Raw genomic sequence first — 18,249 nt, forward strand, 5'->3', positions numbered from 1 at the left:
CCCGAACCATGGCATCTATTACCCTTAACCACCTCGTCAAGAAATACGGCGACGGTTTTCCGGCCGTCAACGATGTCAGCCTGGACATTGCCGACGGTGAGTTCATCATCCTGGTGGGCCCCTCGGGCTGCGGTAAGTCAACGTTGCTGCGCATGATCGTGGGCCTGGAGGACATCACCTCCGGTGACCTGTTGATCAACGGAGAGCGCGTTAACGACAAAGCACCACGTGACCGCAACCTGGCGATGGTGTTCCAGAACTATGCGCTGTACCCGCACCTGACTGTGTACGAGAACATCGCCTTCCCGCTGCGCCTGAACAAGGGCAAGTACAACGATGAGCAGGTCCGCAAGCTCGTGACCGACGCGGCAGCCACCCTGGAACTCACGGACCACCTGGAACGCAAACCGGCCAACCTCTCGGGCGGCCAGCGGCAGCGGGTGGCCATGGGCCGCGCCATCGTCCGGCAGGCCGATGCCTTCCTCTTCGATGAGCCGCTGTCCAACCTGGACGCGAAGCTGCGCGGACAGATGCGTTCGGAGATTGCGCAGATGCAGCGCCGCCTGGGCACCACCAGCGTCTACGTCACCCACGACCAGACCGAGGCCATGACGCTCGGTGACCGTGTCGCGGTGCTGAAGAAGGGGATCCTGCAGCAGGTCGCCTCCCCGCGTGAGCTCTACGAACAGCCCATCAACCTGTTTGTGGCCGGCTTCATCGGATCCCCTTCCATGAATTTCCTGCCTGCAACGCTGGAGAACGGAGTGCTGAAGACCGCCGTCGGCGACATCCGCGTCCCCGAAGACAAGGCAGCAAAGGCCGCCGGCAAGCAGGTTGTGCTGGTGGGCATCCGCCCGGAGTTCTTCGAAGATGCCTCCCTGGTGGAGGAAAGCAAGCTGCAGCACGGTTCCACGTTCACCGCACCGATCACGCACACGGAGTGGCTGGGCAACGAGCAGTACGGGTACATCCACTTCGACCCCACCCCCGAAGTGCGCGAGCTGCTGGACAACCTGGCCCGGGACATGGACGCCGACGAACTGCGCCCGCAGGTGGTGGTGACGCTCGACGCCGCCAGCCGGATCCGCGGCGGACGCGACGCCGAGCTGTGGCTGGACACCCGCAAGGTGCACCTCTTCGACCCGGAAACCGGTGAAAACCTCACGCGGGACGCCGCTGCCGGTGCGGAGCTGACCGAGGAAGCCAATGCCGCCCGCGCCGAGGAGATCGCTGCCGCCCACGAAGCGGTCCCGGCGGCTGCTTCCTAGCCGTCGGCCGCAGGGGCGCACCCCCGGAGGGAACTGACACGTTGGCCGGACCGGGTAACCGATCCGGCCAACCTCGGTCCGGGCAGGTAACGTAAGAGCGGTGCAGGGAACATCACCGGTAATCAAGGCAGTAGCCGTTTGGCTGCTTGCCCTCATGCTCACTATCGCGGCCGCCGTCGTCGTGACCTATTTCGTGAATGCGAAGGTGTACGGCCCCCAAAAGCATGTCGAGAGCTATCTCCAGAAACTGGCCGACGGCGAAGGCGAAGAGGCGCTTGGCCTGCTGAACGCCAAGGTCCCCGAAGCCAATGCGGCGCTGCTCGACGACGACGCGCTCCGCGCCTCGGTTCAGGGACTCGAGGTACTCGAGGTCGGTGACGCCGAGGACATCGGCGGAGACCGCGTAGAGGTGCCCCTGAAGTACGCCTACGGGTCGGCCGAGGGCACCACAAGCTTCGTGCTCGAGAACACCGGGAAACGCTGGCTTTTCTTCGACACGTGGGACTTCGAGCCCGCCGCGCTGCCCACGGTGCAGGTCACCGCCCCGTCGCTCCGCGAAGCGACCCTCAACGGGGTCCGGGTGACCCTTCCCGAGGGAGCCAATACCTTTGCCGCCTTCCCCCTCTCACGGGTGGCTGCCTCCTATGAGAGCCAGTATCTGGCGGCTCCGGAGCAGGAGACCCTGGTAACCGCCGACGGCGATCCGCAGCTCACCCTGGTGCCGGAGGCGACAAAGGAGCTGGTCACCAAGATCGACGCCGGCATCCGCGAGTTCCTTGACGGCTGCACGGCCGCCGACCGGCTGGCACCTCCGGGCTGCCCGTTCTTCCACGAGACCAATAACCGCGTGGAACAGCCGATCCGCTGGAGCATCCAGGACTACCCCGACGTGGAGCTGACACAGGTGGAGGGCCGTTGGGTGCTCAGCCCCCTGACCGGCACTGCACAGGTCACCGCCACGCAGGTTGATCTCTTCACCGGCGGCAAGAGCCCCCTGGTGGCGGAGGAGGCCTTCACCTTCACCGCTTCCCTGCGGGTGGACGGCGAAAACGTCACGTTGAGTCCGCAGGTCCAGTAGCCAGCCAAAACGCCGGCGGCGGCACGGGGAAAATTCCGTGCCGCCGCCGGCGTTTCGTTTAAGGTCAGCCGGTTTCCCCTAACCCGGCTGGGTGCTGCTTAGTCCAGCCCGCGCAGGTCCAGGACCAGCTCCGACTCGCCGCCGGCCTGCAGCACGACGGGGATCCCCCAGTCCTGCTGGTACATGTGGCAGGCCGCGTGGTCCGGGATCTCGCCGCCCGGCTCTCCATCGCAGGCCGCCGCGCGGGCGGTGATATGCAGCACCCCGTCAGTCACCGTGTCGGACAGCACGAGTTCACGGGTCAGTCCCGTGGCCGTGCCGCCGCCGGAAACCAGCAGGTTCTCCGGCGAGGCGGAGATCTTCAGCTGGGTGGGATCTCCCCACCGGTCGTCGAGCTTTTGCCCCTTGGGTGCAGCGAACCGCACGGTCAGGGACAACGGTCCCGCAGACATTGCAGTCTTGGGCCGCTGCGTCTGCCGGGCGCCCTCGTCCACGGACTGGGCTTCCTTGGGGATCGGCAGGCGGACCAGCTGGTGCCGGTTGGACTCAACCACAATCAGGAGCGGCTCCGCGGCGCTGGTGTCCACCAGCACGTCCGAAGGCTCGGCAAGCCCGCGGGCCAGCGTGGAAACCGTCCCCGTCACCGGGTCGTAGCGGCGCACGGCGCCGTTGTAGGTGTCCGCGATGGCCACGGACCCGTCCGGCAGCACGGCGGTGCCCAGCGGGTGCTGCAGCCGGGCCTCCGAGGCGTCCCCGTCACGGAAGCCGAAGTCGAACAGCCCGGTGCCGACGGCGGTGTCCACCAGGACGCCGTCGGTCTCCAGCGCGTCCAGGTTCAGGCGGCGCAGGGCGGAAGTCTCGGAATCGGCAACCCACAGGTTACCGTCGCTGTCTTCTGCCAGCCCGGAGGACTGGGCGAACCAGGCGTCACCGGCAGGTCCGTCGAGCAGGCCTTCCAGGCCCGTTCCGGCCAGGACGGCCACGGCACCGGTCACCGGGTCGAAACTGAAGATCTGGTGCGTGCCGGCCATGGCGATGACCACCTGCTGCAGCTTCGAGGACCAGACCAGGTCCCACGGAGAGGACAGGGAAACGGTCAGCGGGTCGGCGCCGCGCAGATCGGAGGAATCGGAGGGGGCGCTGTCGTCCGCGGCTTCACCTGATCCGGCCGAAGCCGCACCCGCCTTGGTCTGGTTGCCGGCGTCCAGCAGCCGCTGGACCCCGTTGCCCGCGAGGGTCCGCACTGCGCCGGTGGCCAGGTTCACCGACCGGAGGCGGTGGTTGACCGTGTCCGCCACAACGACGTCGTACCCAGCCTTTTCCGCCACTTCGGCGGGCAGCAGGGCCACACCCTGGGGTTCGTTGAAGCGTGCCGTGCCGGCGTCCCCGTCGCGCCAGCCCTTGACGCCGTCGCCAATGGTCCGGCGGACGCCGGCCAGGTCGGCTTCAAGTTCCACGAGGCGGTGGTGCCCGGTGTCGGCCACCAGGAAGGTACCGCCCGGCAGGGCCGTGACCTTGCCCGGGAAGCGCAGGTCACCGGCGGTGGGTTCGGCCGGGACGTAGGGGCCGTCGCCGCGGTGCAGCGTGCCCTTGGCAGCGTGTTCCTCCACCAGCTCCGCCACGAGCGATTCCAGGCCCGCTGCGTGCCCTTCACCGGACAGGTGGGCCACGATGTACCCCTCGGGGTCCAGGACCACCAGGGTGGGCCAGGCACGGGCGGTGTAGGCCTGCCAGGTGAGCAGCTCCGGGTCGTCCAGCACGGGGTGGTGGATCTCGTAGCGTTCCACGGCGGCGGCGAGGGCCACCGGATCCGCTTCATGCTCGAACTTGGGGGAATGGACCCCCACCGTGACCATAACGTCGGAGTACTTTTCCTCCAGCGGCCGGAGCTCGTCCAGGACGTGCAGGCAGTTGATGCAGCAGAAGGTCCAGAAATCCAGCAGCACGATCTTGCCGCGCAGATCCTCCAGGTTCAGCTGCCGGCCGCCGGTGTTCAGCCAGTTCCGGCCCTCCAGTTCGGAGGCCCGCACCCGGTATCCGGCGCGCACGGTTTCAGTCATTAACGATCTCCTTGATCCGGGGTCCCGGCATCGCGCTGCGCCAGGTTTGCAAACATGTTGTTGTAAGCGGTCAGATCGGCGTCGTTATTCCGCTCGGCCGCCCGGTCCGACCGGCGGGTTTCCCGTGCGTCGCTCTTGGACCACTGATAAGCCACGCCAATGGCCACGAAGAGGGTCGGAATTTCACCGATTCCCCACATCAGGGACCCGCCCAGTTGCTGGTCCGCAAGGGCGGACAGACCCCATTCGCGGCCCATGTTGCCGAAGTAGGACGCCTGGATCAGCGCCGTGCCGCCCATCACGGCCACACCGAAGAAGGCGTGGAAGGCCATGGTCGCCAGCAGGATCACCAGCCGCAGCGGGTACGGGGCACGGCCCGGGACCGGGTCGATGCCGATCATGGTCAGGATGAAGATGTAGCCGGTGAGCAGGAAGTGCACCACCATCAGTTCATGGCCGACGTGCTCGCGCAGTGCGAGGCCGAAGAGGTCCGAATAGTAGAAGACCACGATCGAGCCGGCGAAGTTGACGGCCGCAAAGACCGGGTTGGTGACGATTTTCGAGAAGCGGGAATGCACACCGATGAGGATCCACTCCCGGACTCCGCGTGTGCCGTCGGTCCGTGGTGTCAGGGCCTTGAGCGCAAGGGTGACCGGTGCGCCGAGCACCAGGAACAGCGGGACCACCATGGTCAGGGCCATATGCCCCAGCATGTGTGTGCTGAACAGGACCATGCCGTAGATCTGCGGTGCCCCGCAGGTGATGTAGCCCAGGGCGAGCAGGCCCACCAGCCAGCAGACCGCGCGGAGCACCGGCCACTTGTCGCCCCGGCGGCGGACCTTCACGGTGCCGATCAGGTAGGTGGTGGCGAGGGTCAGGATGACAGCCACCCAAAGCCAGTCCGGCCGCCATTCGGTGAGGTAGCGTTCGGGGGTCAGCTCCGGCGGAAGGTCATAACCGGTGAGGATACGTGCAGGGGACGCGTCCTGGGGAAGCTCTTCCGTTCGCGGCGGTGCAGTGCGCCCCAGAGCCGTGGCCACACCGGACACTGCACCCATGATGGCCAGTTCCACGGCGATGAGCTGCCACAGCACCCGCTGGGCAGGCATCCCGTTCCGCTGGGCAGGTACACCCTCCGTACCCGGTGTACGGGCCGGATGGGAGCCTTCCAGACGCGGGATGACCCAGCGGCGGTGCAGGAGTCCCAGGACGCCCAGGAGCAGCGTCAGGCCTGCCTTGGTGAGCACCAGGCCGCCCCACGGGGTAGCGAGCTGGTCCAGTGAGTTGATGCGCAGGGAAGCGTTGACGACGCCGGAGAGGAACACCAGCGCGAACGCGAATCCGGCGAGGGCGGAGAACCGGGCAAGGACTACTCCGGTGATCGAGCCGAGCTGCCGGGAAACAACGGCCAGGACGATGATCCCGCCGATCCACAGGCACACGCCCAGCAGGTGCAGCCCGATGGAGTTCACAGCTGCCGCGTGGTCGTCACCACCGGCCGAGTGGCCCGTCAAGGCCATGGGCAGCAGGGCCCCGGCCGCCAGGACCAGGGTGAAGGCCAGCATGCCCAGGGAGCGCACGCCGAAGGTCAGCGCAGCGACAACGGCTGCGATGATGCTCACGGCCAGCCAGGCCCGTCCGGTGGCGAAGTCCGTAAGGAAAGATGCCAGGCCCGCTGTGTAAGTCGAGTCGGTGCTGAGCGGCAGGCCGGAAACATCCGAATAGGTGAAGACCATGACCGCCAGCGCGGAGAGGGTCCAGGCGATGGCGGCCGCGGAGGTCAGGGCCAGCGCACGGGTAAATGCCGGGTGTTCCGGTTCGGCTGGTGCCGGCCGGCCGGAGGTTGATTTGCGGGTCCGCCGGAAGTTGATGTTTTTGGGCAGGATCGCCACGGCGAAGACGAGGGAACCGATCACTGCTGCCATGGAAACGTTCTGGATGGCCTTCGCCACCGGGAGGCCCCAGCGGGTGAGGACTCCTGGATCCCCCAGTTGGGAGGCCCCTGCTGCTCCGGTGAAAAGCAGGGCCGCTGCGAGGGCAACAAAAACCAGCGCGCCGGCGGCGGCAAGCCAGCCTCTGCGCACGTAAGGAACCGCGTTACCGCTCTCCCCTGCTGGGCTCGGGACGTCCCCGCTGCCGTGCTGCGGAGGCAGGGAACTGCCGGCGGGGCGTTCGGTCTGGGTTTTGACGGATTTTGGCACAATACCTATTCTCTACCCGCTGTAAAAATAGGGCCAATCTTTGCTGCGGCCCTCACCATGCCGGGACGGGAGCGGGGTCCCGCGTCCGGACGGCTCTCCGGTGTCCCAGGGGCGCAGAATGCGCAGAGGGCCGGCATCGCCATGATGCCGGCCCTCTGTGTGCTGCGGCGGGTTGCCGCGGCGCAATACTACTTCTTGGTGGAAACAGCAGCCTTCAGCTTGGAGCCGGCGGTCAGCTTGACGCTGTGGCCTGCCGGGATCTGAATGGTTTCGCCGGTCTGCGGGTTGCGGCCCGTACGTGCGGCGCGGTCGGTGCGCTCAACTGCAAGCCAACCCGGGATGGTGATCTTCTCGCCCTTGGAGACGGAGCTTACGAAGATGTCGAAGACGGCATCCAGCACGCCGTTGACTGCCGTCTGGCTGTTGCCGGACTTTTCTGCAACTGCGGCAACAAGTTCACTGCGGTTCATAGCCAATTTATGTCCTCCTGGACTGTGGGTAATTCGAGCGGAACGCGGATGCGAAACCGCCACTGTTCGAAAACTTACCAGCTTGGACCCCCAACTCCGGCAAAATCCCCTGCATTTAGCGGATTTTTCCGGATTTTTGGGCCGAAAAGTGGATTTTTGCCCTCATTTTCCACTCAACTCGTCTGGAAGCTGATCTCGTGATACGGGGTGCCCTTCGGCGCGGGGGCGGGGCCCAGTACCCACTAAATCCGGGGCAGAAGTGTATCTGCGGGCTTGTGGCGCGGGTTCATTGCATCCGCCGGGGCGATCACCCGCTGGCTCTCCGCCGCGCCCCGCCGGTCTAGCTCCCCGGCCGCGGGTCTTGGTTTTCCGCCGCAGTATCCGGCCACCCATCCGCATCCGGTGTACAGATAACGGGCCTATCCGGCGCCCATCCGTGCCCGGTGTACAGATAACGGGCCTATCCGGCGCCCAGCCGTGCCCCGTGTACAGATAACGGGCCTATCCGGCGCCCATAACCCCGGTATCTGTACTACCAACGCCGGGCCGGCCATCCGATCGGATGGGACAGCGAAAATTTGGTTCCCAAATCCCACCCGGTGGTACGGCGATGGTGAAAGTGACCACATCAGTAACAGCGGCATCCGCGGGTGAGAATCCCTGCCCGGTGCCCTCTGACGCGCAGGGTTTTCGGTGCCCGCGAATGGCCTGTGCCCGGGAGCATCCGCTTCCGACGGGCGGACGGCTCAAAACGGCAGAGCCGCCAGTGCGGGAGGGCAACGGCACCAGTGCCCGGACCGTGCGGTGCGGACGGCACGAAGCGGAAGGACGGCGCGACGGCCCGGTTGTGTACAGCAACTGCTGCCTGGCCGGCCTCTAGGGAGCATCACCTGTACAGGAGCCGTCCCACAGGGAACATCACCTGCGCAGGAGGCCGCAGGGTGGGGCTTCCACGTCGAGACGGCGGGCAGGCGAGGCAGACCAGGCAAGGCAGGCCGGGCAGGCCGGGCAGGCCGGGCAGGCCAGTCAGGCCGGGCAGGGCAGACGGACCGGCGGGCAGCCGGGCAGCCGGGCAGCCGGACCGGCGGGCAGCCGGGCAGCCGGGCAGGCCGGGAAGGCCGGCCGCAAACCGTGGTTAAAGCAAAAAAGGACGGCCCCTTTAGAGGGCCGTCCTTTTTTCAACCGGTAGGCAGTGCTTACCAGCTGGACTTCTTGATACCCGGCAGTTCGCCTGCGTGGGCCATGTTGCGGAAACGTACACGCGAGATACCGAACTTCTGGAGGGTACCGCGGGGGCGTCCGTCAATCTGGTCACGGTTGCGGAGACGGACCGGGGAAGCGTTGCGCGGGAGCTTCTGCAGGCCGAGGCGTGCAGCTTCGCGGGCTTCGTCGGTGGCGTTTGCGTCGACCAGGGTCTTCTTCAGTTCGAGGCGCTTGGCAGCGTAACGCTCAACAATTACCTTGCGCTGCTCGTTGCGGGCAATCTTGGACTTCTTTGCCATTCTTAGCGCTCCTCACGGAAATCGACGTGCTGGCGGATCTTGGGATCGTACTTCTTCAGAACCATACGATCCGGATCGTTACGACGGTTCTTGCGAGTTACGTAGGTGTAGCCGGTGCCCGCAGTGGACTTCAGCTTGATGATCGGACGTACGTCCTTATCCTTAGCCACTACAGCTTCACACCCTTCGCGATCAGATCAGTTACAACGGCATCGATACCGCGCACGTCGATCGTCTTGATGCCACGTGCGGAAACCTGCAGCGTCACGTTGCGGCGCAGGGACGGAACCCAGTAGCGCTTCTTCTGAATATTCGGGTCGAACCGACGCTTGTTGCGGCGGTGCGAGTGCGAAATGCTGTGACCAAAGCCGGGGATGGCTCCGGTTACCTGGCAGTAAGCTGCCATGATCTCTCCTCCAGTTGTAGTAAATATGACGGTCCTCAAAAAACAGACACAAGGCTCAAGCGCCTAAGCACCTGCCATAAAGAGCGTCCCGCCACCAGTTTTGACACCGTTATTACTGCGACTTTCCGGAGGTTAACCTGGCGGGGTGAGATCCAGCCGAAGTGCCTCGCCGCGGGGAAGACGGTGAAGTTCAGGCAGCCGAACGGGGTAACCCGGCTCGACAGCCTTCAATTCTAGGTTTATACGGGTGGCCACGCAAATGCTCCCCTGTCCGCGCGGAGCGGAGAGGTTAACACACACGCGACTTAACGCCTCTCTATCCTAGGGCCAATGGGCGTTTCGTTCAAACTCGTTGGCACCTGCGTGCCGGGTATCACGACGACGGCGCGTCCGCCTTGGAATCGCGTCCCACCACGGCCACGCCGTTTTCCGGATCGAGCTCGGCACCGTCCAGTTTCCGGTCTGCGCCGATCACCGTGGTGGAGTCGACAATCAGGTTGGCGATGCGGGCCCCGGACCGGACCACGACGCCGTCCAAAAGCACGCAGGAGTCGACTTCCGCTCCGGCCTCCACTACCGCCCCGGCGCTGAGGACGCTGCGCCGGACGGTGCCTTCAACCCGTGCGCCGGGAGAAAGCAGGCTGTTGGCGGCGGTGCCGTGGGGCCCAACGAAGGCGGGCAGCCGGCGTGGGCTGGCCGAGAGGATGGGCCACTGCGGGTCATCGAAGTCCAGGCCGCGGCCCTCGATCAGGTCCAGATGCCCCTGGTGGTAGCTGCGCGGGGTACCCATGTCCCGCCAGTACCCCGGCAACCGGTACTCAGCCACCTTTTCCTGCTCCACCAGGTAGGGGATGAGCTGGTCACCGTAGTCTTCGAGGCGCCCGTCCCGCTGGACAAGGGTTTCCAGTGCGGTCAGGAGGACTTCCGTGTCATAGAGGAAGATTTCGGCGGCGACCAGATCGGTTTTCGGATGCTCCGGTTTGTATTCGAAGCCGGTCACCAGCCCATCGGATACCTCGACCACCCCGTGGTCGCCCGGGTTGTTGCGGATCTTCGTGGTGACCAGGGTCAGTGCTGCACCGTTCTCCTGGTGGGCTTCAACGACGTCGCGGTAATCCAGGCGGTAGAGGTGGTCCGCACTCAGGACCAGAACGAGGTCCGGATTGAATTCCCGGATGTAATCCACCTGGCGGTACAGGGCGTCGGCGTTGCCCTGCGCGAAGCCCTCCCCGGCGCCGCCCTGGAACGGTGGGAGCACCCGCAGCCCGCCGTTGGTCCGGTCCAGGTCCCAGGGCCGTCCGCTGACCAGCTGGTCGTTGAGGGACTGGGGCTTGTACTGCTCGACAACCCATACGTCGCCGAAGCCGCTGTTATGCAGGTTGGAGAGGGAAATATCGATGAGGTTGTAGGACCCCGCGACCGGGATGGCCGGTTTGGCCCGGTGGTCCGTCAGGCTGCCCAACCGACCGCCGGCACCGCCGGCGAGGATTACGGTCAGGATTCGGGGTACGCGCATGCTGTGGTGCCTCTCGTCGTGCCGTGGTTCTGTAAGTCCACGCTAACAAGCGCAGGCACCCGGGCGACAAGTTGACTTCCGGCTGCGGTTTGGCTTCGGTTTACGGTGCCTCATTGGGACCGAGGATCCCGTTGCAGGGGTCGAGGCGGGCGAGGACCTTCTTCCCCACCCGTTCCAGGTCCGCCACGTCCTTGTCCGAAAGGCAGTCGAAGACCACCTTCCGAACGGATTCCACATGGTCGGGCGCCAAGCCTTCGAGCGCGGCCATGCCCTCCTCCGAGAGCGCCGCCGTCGTCACCCGGGCGTCGGCCAGCGAAGGGGTCCGGGACACCCAGCCGCGCTGCTCGAGTTTCTTGACCACGTGGGAGAGCCTGGACAGCGAGGCATTGGTACGTGATGCGAGCTCGCTCATCGGCAGGGACCTGCCTTCCGCCTCGGAGAGCATGGCCAGCACGTGGTAGTCGAAGAGGGTGATCCGTGCGCGGCGGAACAGGTCCGCATCGAGGGCTGCGGGCAGGAGGCCGGATACCGCATACAGCGCGAGCCACGCCTGCCGTTCCCGGTCCGTCAGCCAGCGTGGGGCGTCTTCAGTCATGCCGGCACTCCTCTCTTCAAAAGCTTTACTGTTCAATCATCGCAGGGTTGTCCAGCGGCTCCAACCGTCTGCAGACGTCCCGCGCCGAAACTTCCCAGGCGGGCGGGGGGAAATAAGAGCCGGCCGGACGCAGTGCGTCCGGCCGGCTCCCGTGACTGCCGGTAGTGCGGTTATCGCCTAGCGGGCGATGCCGGGCTCCGCACGGTCGTCGCCGGAGGGGGCAGCCTGCTGGCTTCCCAGCGTGTCGAACGGCAGCGAGTCGACGTCGAGCAGCGGGTTTGCGTCCTGGCCGGCCACCAGTTCGTGTGCCTCGGCGTCGGTATCCACGCTCGGCATGGAACCGGGCATCGGCCGGTTGGCGGATTCCTTCATGAAGACGACGGCGATGGCACCGGCCACGGAGGTGAACATCAGCCAGTACGCCGGCGCCATGTCATTGTCCGTGAGGGTGATCAAGCCCTGCATGATCAGCGGAGCGGTACCGCCGAAGACGGCGGTGGCAATGTTGTAGGAGATGCCCATGGCGCCGTAGCGGCTGGAGGTCTGGAACAGGGAGGGCAGCGTGGCGGCCAGGTTACCCACATAGAAGGTCACCGGGATGGCGAGCAGCAGCAGGCCCAGCAGCGTTGTCACAACCGGTCCCTGGCCAATCAGGATGAAGGCAGGAACAGCCAGCACGATGGTGGATCCCGCACCGATCCACAGCACGGGGCGGCGGCCGATCCGGTCCGACAGTTTGCCGGCGAGCGGAATGCACAGGGCCATCAGCACCAGCACGGGGATGGTCAGCAGGGTGCCGTGTACCGGGTCATAGCCCTTGGAATCGGTCAGGTAGGACGGCATGTAGGACGTGAGTGCGTAGCCCACCGAGTTGACCGCGGCCACGAGGACCATGGCCAGCACGATCGGACGCCAGTAGGCACGGAAGATGCCCATGGTGCCGAGGGAAGCGGTTTCGTCACCGGCCTTGGCACTGGCTTCCTGGGCGTCCATCGTGGCCTGGAAGGCCGGGGACTCCTCGATTTTCAGCCGGAAGTAGATGGCAATGATGCCCAGCGGCCCGGCGACGAGGAACGGGATCCGCCAGCCCCAGTCCAGCATGGTCTGCTCGGACAGTGTCAGCTGCATCACCGAGACGACGGCGGCACCCAGGGCAAAGCCCATGTAGCTGCCCAGGTCAAGGATGCTTGCCAGGAAACCGCGCCGCTTGTCAGAGGCGTATTCCGAGACGAAGGTGGTGGCACCGGCGTACTCGCCGCCGGTGGAGAAGCCCTGCAGCAGCTTCATCAGGACCAACAGGATCGGAGCCCAGATGCCGATGGTGTTGTAGCTGGGCAGCAGGCCGATGGCGCACGTGGAAGCGGCCATCATGATCAGGGTGATGGCGAGGGTTTTCTGCCGGCCGATGCGGTCGCCGAGGCGGCCGAAGACGACGCCGCCCAGCGGGCGGGCAATAAAGGTGGCTGCGAAAACGCCCAGGCTGAAAAGCAGCTGCGCTTCCTTGTCGGCGTCGGACAGGAAGACGGCGCCCATGGTGACGGCGAGGTAGCCGTACACACCGACGTCGAACCATTCCATGGTGTTGCCGACGACGGTTCCGCCGACGGCCTTCTTCATCATGGACTTGTCGACGACGTTGACATCGTCCACCTCGAGGCGGCGGCGCCGCAGGTGGGGCCTGCGGATCTTACGGGCCGCCTGGGTGGCCGGTGACGCCGGGGTTCCGGAAGCGTGGGGCGGTGCATCTTTCGACATGTGGGCCTTCCCTAGATCGATGGGCTGCTGGAGACAAAAGCAACCGCCCGGGCACCACACGGTGCCGGACTGACATACAAGTTTAGGAAAATGCCGCGGATTGAACGAATCGGGGACCGGTTTCATTCCCACAAGGCCGGGGGTTTAGGCCGGTTCCGTCAAACAAACAGGGAATATGCCGACATGGATGTGATTTACCGCACCCCTAGCCCTGGGAAGGCAGGACGGGGTGTGTCAGCTCGGGATAACGGGGGCTGAGGTTATCTCCGGAGGAGACCCCGCGCAGCCGCCGGCTCACCCATGGTCCGAGGTATTCCCGGGCCCACTGGGCGTCCCTGCGGAGCTGCTCCACCCGGTTGCGGGCGGGCTGCTCCTCCAGTTCCGGAATGTCGATGGCATCCGTGCCGCGGAGCACTTCCAGCACCTTCTTTGCGGTGAGCATGTGCCCGGCCGGTGACATGTGCAGGCGGTCGACCGCCCAGTACCGCTCGTCCTGGAGGTTTTTCATCCGCCAGTAATCCACCAGCACGGCGTCGTTCTTCTCCACGGCTTCGCGCACCAGCTCGTTGTAGATGGCAGTGCGTCCGCGGGTCCGGCCGAAGACCGGGGAGTTGCCGGAGTCGAATCCCGTGAAGACCAGCACCGCAGCGCCGCTGGAGCAGAGTTTCGCAATTCCGGCATCGTAGGCAGCCACGATGGCGTCAATGTCCACCTTGGGGCGCAGGATGTCGTTGCCGCCGGCGTAGATGGTCACCAGAGTCGGCGACAGGGCGATGGCGGCATCCACCTGCTCGTTCAGGACCTGGTGCAGCTTCTTGCCGCGGATGGCGAGGTTCGCATACCCCCAGGAACTGTCGGCCAGCACCAGCTGCTCGGCCACCCGGTCCGCCCACCCGCGCACGCCGTTGGGACGGGACTCGTCCTCGTCACCTACGCCTTCGGTAAACGAATCTCCCAGGGCCACATATCGCTGCTTAAAAGTCACCCCCACAGATTACAAGCTTCCGGATCACCTGACTTCCAAGCAGGCAGCCGGTACCGCCCCCGCCCGGCCGCATGCCGGGCTAGACTCAGAGCCGGATTAAAGTTCGCCTGCTTACGATAAGGACACCATGACCAGCCCAGAGACCCAGTCGCGTCCCCGCGCCGCCGTCATTGTGAACCCCATCAAGAAGACCGACTTTGACGTCCGGGTGCGGGTGGCCGAGATCTGCGCCGACGAAGGCTGGGACGAGCCGCTGTTCTTCGACACCGAGGAAGCGGACCCGGGACACTCCATGGCACGCAAGGCCATGGAGGCCGGCGTCGACCTGGTCATTGCCGCAGGCGGAGACGGCACCGTCCGCTGCGTTGCCGCGGAGCTGGCCGGTACCTCCTTCCCCATGGGACTGCTGCCGCTGGGCACCGGAAACCTGCTGGCGCGGAACCTGGACATTGGCGTCGACGACCCGGAGCAGGCGGTCCGCGCCGCCCTGAACGGAACCGAGCGCCGCATCGACGTCGTCCACGTAACCGTTGACGAGGCCGTGGACAGCGACACGTTCCTGGTGATGGCCGGGCTGGGCTACGACGCCGGCATGATGGCGGACACCAAGGACGCGCTCAAGGACAAGATTGGCTGGCTGGCGTACGTCGACGCCGGCATCCGCAACCTTCCGGGCAAGCCCGTGAAGACCACCATCTCGATCGACGGCGGGAAGCCGATCCACCGCCGCCTGCGCAGCGTGATGGGCGGCAACTGCGGCAAGATCACCGGCGGCCTGGAAATCTTCCCGGGGGCCCGTCTCGACGACGGCCTGCTGGACATCCTGACCCTGGCGCCGAAGGGCAAGCTCGGCTGGCTGGGCGTGGTGACAGGGCTGCTGCGCCGCGGCAAGGGCAGCAGCACCGCTGTGGAGTACTACCAGTGCAAGCGCGCCGAGGTGTGGGCCGATTCCCCGCTGGACTTTGAAATGGACGGCGACCACCTGGGCAACGCCACCCACATCCTGTTTGAGATGGATGCCAATGCCCTGCGCATCCGGATGCCGCACGGCAAGAAGGATCCGGCAGTCCTCACCAACCCGGTGCCGTAAGGTTCCAGGTTGCTTGCGGGTTTACCTCCGGTGGGACGGCCTTACAGCCAGCCCATCGGGTCTTCGTAGTTCCCGTGCCGCAGCACCTCAAAGTGCAGGTGGGGCCCGGTGGAGTTGCCGGTGCTGCCGATTCCGCCGACCACCACGCCGGCGTCCACCGCCTGCCCCACACTCACATCAATGCTGTTGAGGTGGTTGTAGGTGGTCTGCAGGCCATCCCCGTGGTCAACCACCACGCGCAGCCCGCCGCCGCCGGTGGTATGCCAGCCGGCTTCGGTGACGGTTCCGCCAAGCATGGCCTTCACCGGGGTTCCCGTTCCGGCACCGAAGTCCGTTCCGGTGTGGAATTCCAGGGCTCCGGGCGCCATCGGGTTGTTGCGGTAGCCAAACGGGGATGTGACCACCATGTCATCCACGGGCGGCACTGGTCCCTGGGGTTCGGCAGCCTGTTCAGGTGCCGGGTCCGGTGCGGGTTCCGCGGCCGGTTCGGCGGCCGGCACCGGTTCGGCTGCCTCCGGATCCGGATCGCCGCCGCCTTCCCCACCCTGGACCGCAGCCAGCTCAGTCACCACGGATTGCCGTTCAAGCTCCAAGTCGGTTTCGACTGCATTGACTGCCCCGCCCACAAGTCCGCCGATGGCGACGGCGGCGGCGATGGACAGGGCACCTGTCCGACGGCTGGGGGTGTCGCGTGCCTCGATCCAGTCTTTGGCGGAGGACCCCAACCCGATGGCCCGGGCGCGGACCTCAGCGGCTTTCTGTCCGGCCTGCGCCCCGGACACGCGTAAATCGGACAGGTGCCAATCGGACGGACGCCAATCGGCCAGGCCGGCGGCCCGGTCCCGGACCGTGGAGAGCGCGCGAAGCAGCTCCGGGACGGAGCCGGCGCATTTTGAACGTACGGAGTCGAAAAAGTTCTCGGTCAACAATCACCTCAATGTGCGTTGGTCACGAACTCTTTTAGTGGTTCCGGACGTCATCCGGAACGTTCCAGCCCGGGCAGCCTTCACCGGGCGCTTTATAAGGATGGTGCCGGAAGGGAACGCGCCGCCGGACCCGCATGGCCCGGCGCGCCGCAATCCGGCACTCCTTCCATTTTAAGAACCGGCCCGCGCACCGTCCGCCTTTTGTGGCCAATCCCAACTCCCCCAGTGACCTGCGGAACGGGCACTGTTCGTACCGTCCCGCAGGTAACCGGCAGACACTTTTCAGCCCGCCCTAGAGCACACCCTTCCGGGCCTGGATAAACAACAGGTATCCCAGATAGAGACTGCCCAGGGCCGCAGTAAAGATTCCCACGGGCAGCGCCGCACCGAAGTCGATCTGCTGCACCGCGAAATCGGACAGGGTCAGCACCAGCGCCCCCACCAGCGCAGGGGCGACGACGCCGGGAGAAGACACCCCGAGCAGGCGCAGCGCAATCTGCGGGGCAACCAGGGCCACGAAGGCCACCGGGCCGCAGACGCTGACCGCCGAGGCGGCCAGCACCACCGCAAGGAGAACGGCAACCGTGCGGGTCCGGTCGACCCGGACACCCAGTGATTCAGCCACCTCATCGCCCAGGGACACCAGGTTCAGGCGGCGCTGCAGCAGTGCCGCGGCGGGCAGTACCAGCACCAGCGCTGCGGTAATGGTCGCCACATGGGACCAGGAACGTGAGGCCAGGGATCCATTGAGGTAGAAGGCCAGGGTCTGCGCCTGGCGCTCCCCCACTGTGGTCATGGCAAGCGAGGTCAGGGCGGTGGCCACGGCCGAAATGCCGATGCCTGCCACGATCAGCTTCCCCGGACGCGAGAACCCGCGGCCGGTGCTGAGCCACACCAGCCCCACGGCAAGGCCTCCGCCGAGGATTGCCGCTGCCGGAACGGGCAGATAGCCCGGCCAGAGCGTGACCGCGGCAGCCCCGGCAGCCGCACCACTGGTTAGCCCAACAACCTCGGGGCTGCCCAGCGGGTTGCGGGTGACGGTTTGAAAAAGGGACCCGGCCACGCCCAAGGCCATCCCGGCTCCCACAGCCGTGAGGAACCGTGGACCGCGCAGCACGCCAAGGACAAAGGAGGCGCTTCCCTCCGGCTGTGACACGGCAAAAAGCTCACGCCAGGAAAGCCCCAGTTCCCCTGCGGTCAGCGTGAACGCCCCCACCAGGAGTACGCCCGCGGCGAGCAGTGCGGACACCAGGACGCTTCGCCGGCGGTACCGGAAGCTCAGGTTCCTGCCGATGCGGACGGTGCGGACACCGCGGACGGCGGTCAGGGCGCTCATGCCACGGCCCGCATCCGGCGGACGGCCAGGATCAGCAGCGGTGCGCCCAGCAGCGCGGTGACGACGCCGGTGAGCAGCTCGGCGGGCTGGGCCACGAGGCGCCCGGCGACGTCGGCCAACAGCAGCAGCGCAGGGCCAACCACGGCGCTGATCAGCAGCAGCCAGCGGTGGTCCGGACCGGTGAAGCTGCGGACAATATGCGGTACGGCGAGCCCAACGAAGCCAATGGGTCCGACGGCGGCAGTCGCCGAGGCGCAGAGCAACGCGGCGGCCAGGGCGCCCATGATCTTCGCCGCCTGCGGGTGCAGGCCCAGCGACGCCGCGGCCTCTTCGCCCAGCGCCAGGGCATTCAGCGACCGGCCGGCGGCCAGGGCGGCAACCAGCCCGACCAGGAAGAACGGCAGGACCTCATACGCCTGCTCCATGGTCCTGCCGCTGAGTGATCCGACGGCCCAGAACCGGTACATGGTGAACACATCCGGCCGGGTCAGGGCGACGGCCTGGATATAGGACATCAGGACGGCGGAGATCACGGTGCCGGCCAGGACCAGCCGGACCGGTGTCGCACCGCGCCGGCCGGAGGCCAGGGCGTACACCACCAGCACGGTGAGCACGGCTCCCGGCAGGGCCACCCAGACATTGGCGCTGGTGGCTCCGAGACCGAAAAACGCCATTCCGGTGACCATGGCAGCGGCCGCACCGGCGTTCACGCCGAGGATGCCCGGATCGGCAAGCGGGTTCCGGGTCAGTCCCTGCATCATCACCCCGGCCACGGCCAGGGCGGCGCCGGCCACCAGACCCAGGACGGTGCGCGGCACCCGGCTCGCGACGACGTCGTCGGCATAGGTACTGCCGGTGCCGGTGATTTCCGTCCACAGCGAGGCCGCAACCTCCGCAGGGCTCAGCTGGTGGGCGCCGACAGCCAGGCTGGTGACGACGGCAAGGAGCAGCACGCCCACCCCCGCAGCGAGGAGCACAGTGCCGCGGCGGGCGCCCAGGAGCTGACGCCGGGGAGCGGCCGGTGCATCCGCACCGGCCGCTCCCGGGTTCCCGGCTTCCGC

The 18,249-nt window shown here is 66.3% G+C and carries 16 protein-coding genes; 3 read left to right on the top strand and 13 right to left on the bottom strand.

The window, feature by feature from the left end:
• Nucleotides 1-8 precede the first annotated feature (8 nt).
• Both QNO03_RS07385 and QNO03_RS07390 read left to right on the top strand, forming a co-directional pair.
• The gene (locus QNO03_RS07385) at nt 9-1,268 is read left to right on the top strand and encodes an ABC transporter ATP-binding protein (protein WP_289602797.1); all 1,260 of its coding nucleotides are present in this window, start codon (nt 9-11) and stop codon (nt 1,266-1,268) included.
• 100 nt (nt 1,269-1,368) lie between these two features.
• Nucleotides 1,369-2,346, top strand: coding sequence for a zinc ribbon domain-containing protein (locus tag QNO03_RS07390; RefSeq protein WP_229946780.1), 978 nt, complete (start codon nt 1,369-1,371; stop codon nt 2,344-2,346).
• A 98-nt stretch (nt 2,347-2,444) separates the two neighbouring features.
• Here QNO03_RS07390 and QNO03_RS07395 read toward each other — a convergent pair whose 3' ends face one another.
• From QNO03_RS07395 to QNO03_RS07440, 10 genes are all read right to left on the bottom strand, one after another.
• Complete coding sequence (locus QNO03_RS07395) at nt 2,445-4,406, bottom strand: NHL domain-containing thioredoxin family protein (RefSeq protein WP_289602798.1); 1,962 nt, start codon at nt 4,404-4,406, stop codon at nt 2,445-2,447.
• Nucleotides 4,406-6,607, bottom strand: coding sequence for a bifunctional copper resistance protein CopD/cytochrome c oxidase assembly protein (locus QNO03_RS07400; RefSeq protein WP_502874559.1), 2,202 nt, complete (start codon nt 6,605-6,607; stop codon nt 4,406-4,408). Before QNO03_RS07400 ends, QNO03_RS07395 begins: the two co-directional genes overlap by 1 nt.
• A 188-nt stretch (nt 6,608-6,795) precedes the next feature.
• Nucleotides 6,796-7,083 (bottom strand): HU family DNA-binding protein, encoded by a 288-nt coding sequence (locus tag QNO03_RS07405; protein ID WP_269437792.1) that lies wholly within the window; start codon nt 7,081-7,083, stop codon nt 6,796-6,798.
• Between the two features lie 1,190 nt (nt 7,084-8,273).
• Nucleotides 8,274-8,579 carry a 30S ribosomal protein S14 gene (gene rpsN, locus QNO03_RS07410; RefSeq protein WP_227919276.1) on the bottom strand — a complete coding sequence of 102 codons (306 nt, stop codon included), beginning with the start codon at nt 8,577-8,579 and terminating at the stop codon, nt 8,274-8,276.
• 2 nt (nt 8,580-8,581) lie between these two features.
• Nucleotides 8,582-8,749 carry a 50S ribosomal protein L33 gene (rpmG, locus tag QNO03_RS07415; RefSeq protein ID WP_227919278.1) on the bottom strand — a complete coding sequence of 56 codons (168 nt, stop codon included), beginning with the start codon at nt 8,747-8,749 and terminating at the stop codon, nt 8,582-8,584.
• Nucleotides 8,749-8,985, bottom strand: coding sequence for a 50S ribosomal protein L28 (gene rpmB / locus QNO03_RS07420; protein ID WP_229946774.1), 237 nt, complete (start codon nt 8,983-8,985; stop codon nt 8,749-8,751). The genes rpmG and rpmB overlap by 1 nt, the downstream gene beginning before the upstream one ends.
• A 373-nt stretch (nt 8,986-9,358) precedes the next feature.
• A complete protein-coding gene (locus QNO03_RS07425; RefSeq protein WP_289602799.1) occupies nt 9,359-10,501 on the bottom strand; it encodes a glucose-1-phosphate adenylyltransferase family protein in 1,143 nt (380 codons plus the stop codon).
• 100 nt (nt 10,502-10,601) lie between these two features.
• Nucleotides 10,602-11,096: a MarR family winged helix-turn-helix transcriptional regulator gene (locus QNO03_RS07430; RefSeq protein WP_289602800.1), complete on the bottom strand. Its 495-nt coding sequence runs from the start codon at nt 11,094-11,096 to the stop codon at nt 10,602-10,604.
• A gap of 177 nt (nt 11,097-11,273) precedes the next feature.
• On the bottom strand, nt 11,274-12,851 hold the full coding sequence (locus QNO03_RS07435; RefSeq protein WP_229946765.1) for an MFS transporter: 1,578 nt from the start codon (nt 12,849-12,851) through the stop codon (nt 11,274-11,276).
• Nucleotides 12,852-13,056: 205 nt separating this feature from the next.
• Entirely contained in the window at nt 13,057-13,836 is a 780-nt protein-coding gene (locus tag QNO03_RS07440; protein ID WP_229946761.1) for an SGNH/GDSL hydrolase family protein, read from the bottom strand.
• Nucleotides 13,837-13,963: 127 nt separating this feature from the next.
• On the opposite strand from QNO03_RS07440, the gene QNO03_RS07445 reads away from it, so the two are divergent.
• The gene (locus QNO03_RS07445; protein ID WP_229946759.1) at nt 13,964-14,926 is read left to right on the top strand and encodes a diacylglycerol/lipid kinase family protein; all 963 of its coding nucleotides are present in this window, start codon (nt 13,964-13,966) and stop codon (nt 14,924-14,926) included.
• A gap of 41 nt (nt 14,927-14,967) precedes the next feature.
• On the opposite strand, the gene QNO03_RS07450 is transcribed toward QNO03_RS07445, so the two are convergent.
• From QNO03_RS07450 to QNO03_RS07460, 3 genes are all read right to left on the bottom strand, one after another.
• The gene (locus QNO03_RS07450) at nt 14,968-15,852 is read right to left on the bottom strand and encodes a M23 family metallopeptidase (RefSeq protein ID WP_289602801.1); all 885 of its coding nucleotides are present in this window, start codon (nt 15,850-15,852) and stop codon (nt 14,968-14,970) included.
• Nucleotides 15,853-16,144: 292 nt separating this feature from the next.
• A complete protein-coding gene (locus QNO03_RS07455; protein WP_229946754.1) occupies nt 16,145-17,188 on the bottom strand; it encodes a FecCD family ABC transporter permease in 1,044 nt (347 codons plus the stop codon).
• On the bottom strand, nt 17,185-18,249 hold a 1,065-nt coding region (locus QNO03_RS07460; RefSeq protein ID WP_354003887.1), incomplete at its 5' end, for a FecCD family ABC transporter permease. The genes QNO03_RS07455 and QNO03_RS07460, both read right to left, overlap by 4 nt.

The sequence above is a fragment of the Arthrobacter sp. zg-Y877 genome (genome assembly GCF_030373105.1).
Classification (GTDB): Bacteria; Actinomycetota; Actinomycetes; order Actinomycetales; family Micrococcaceae; genus Arthrobacter_B.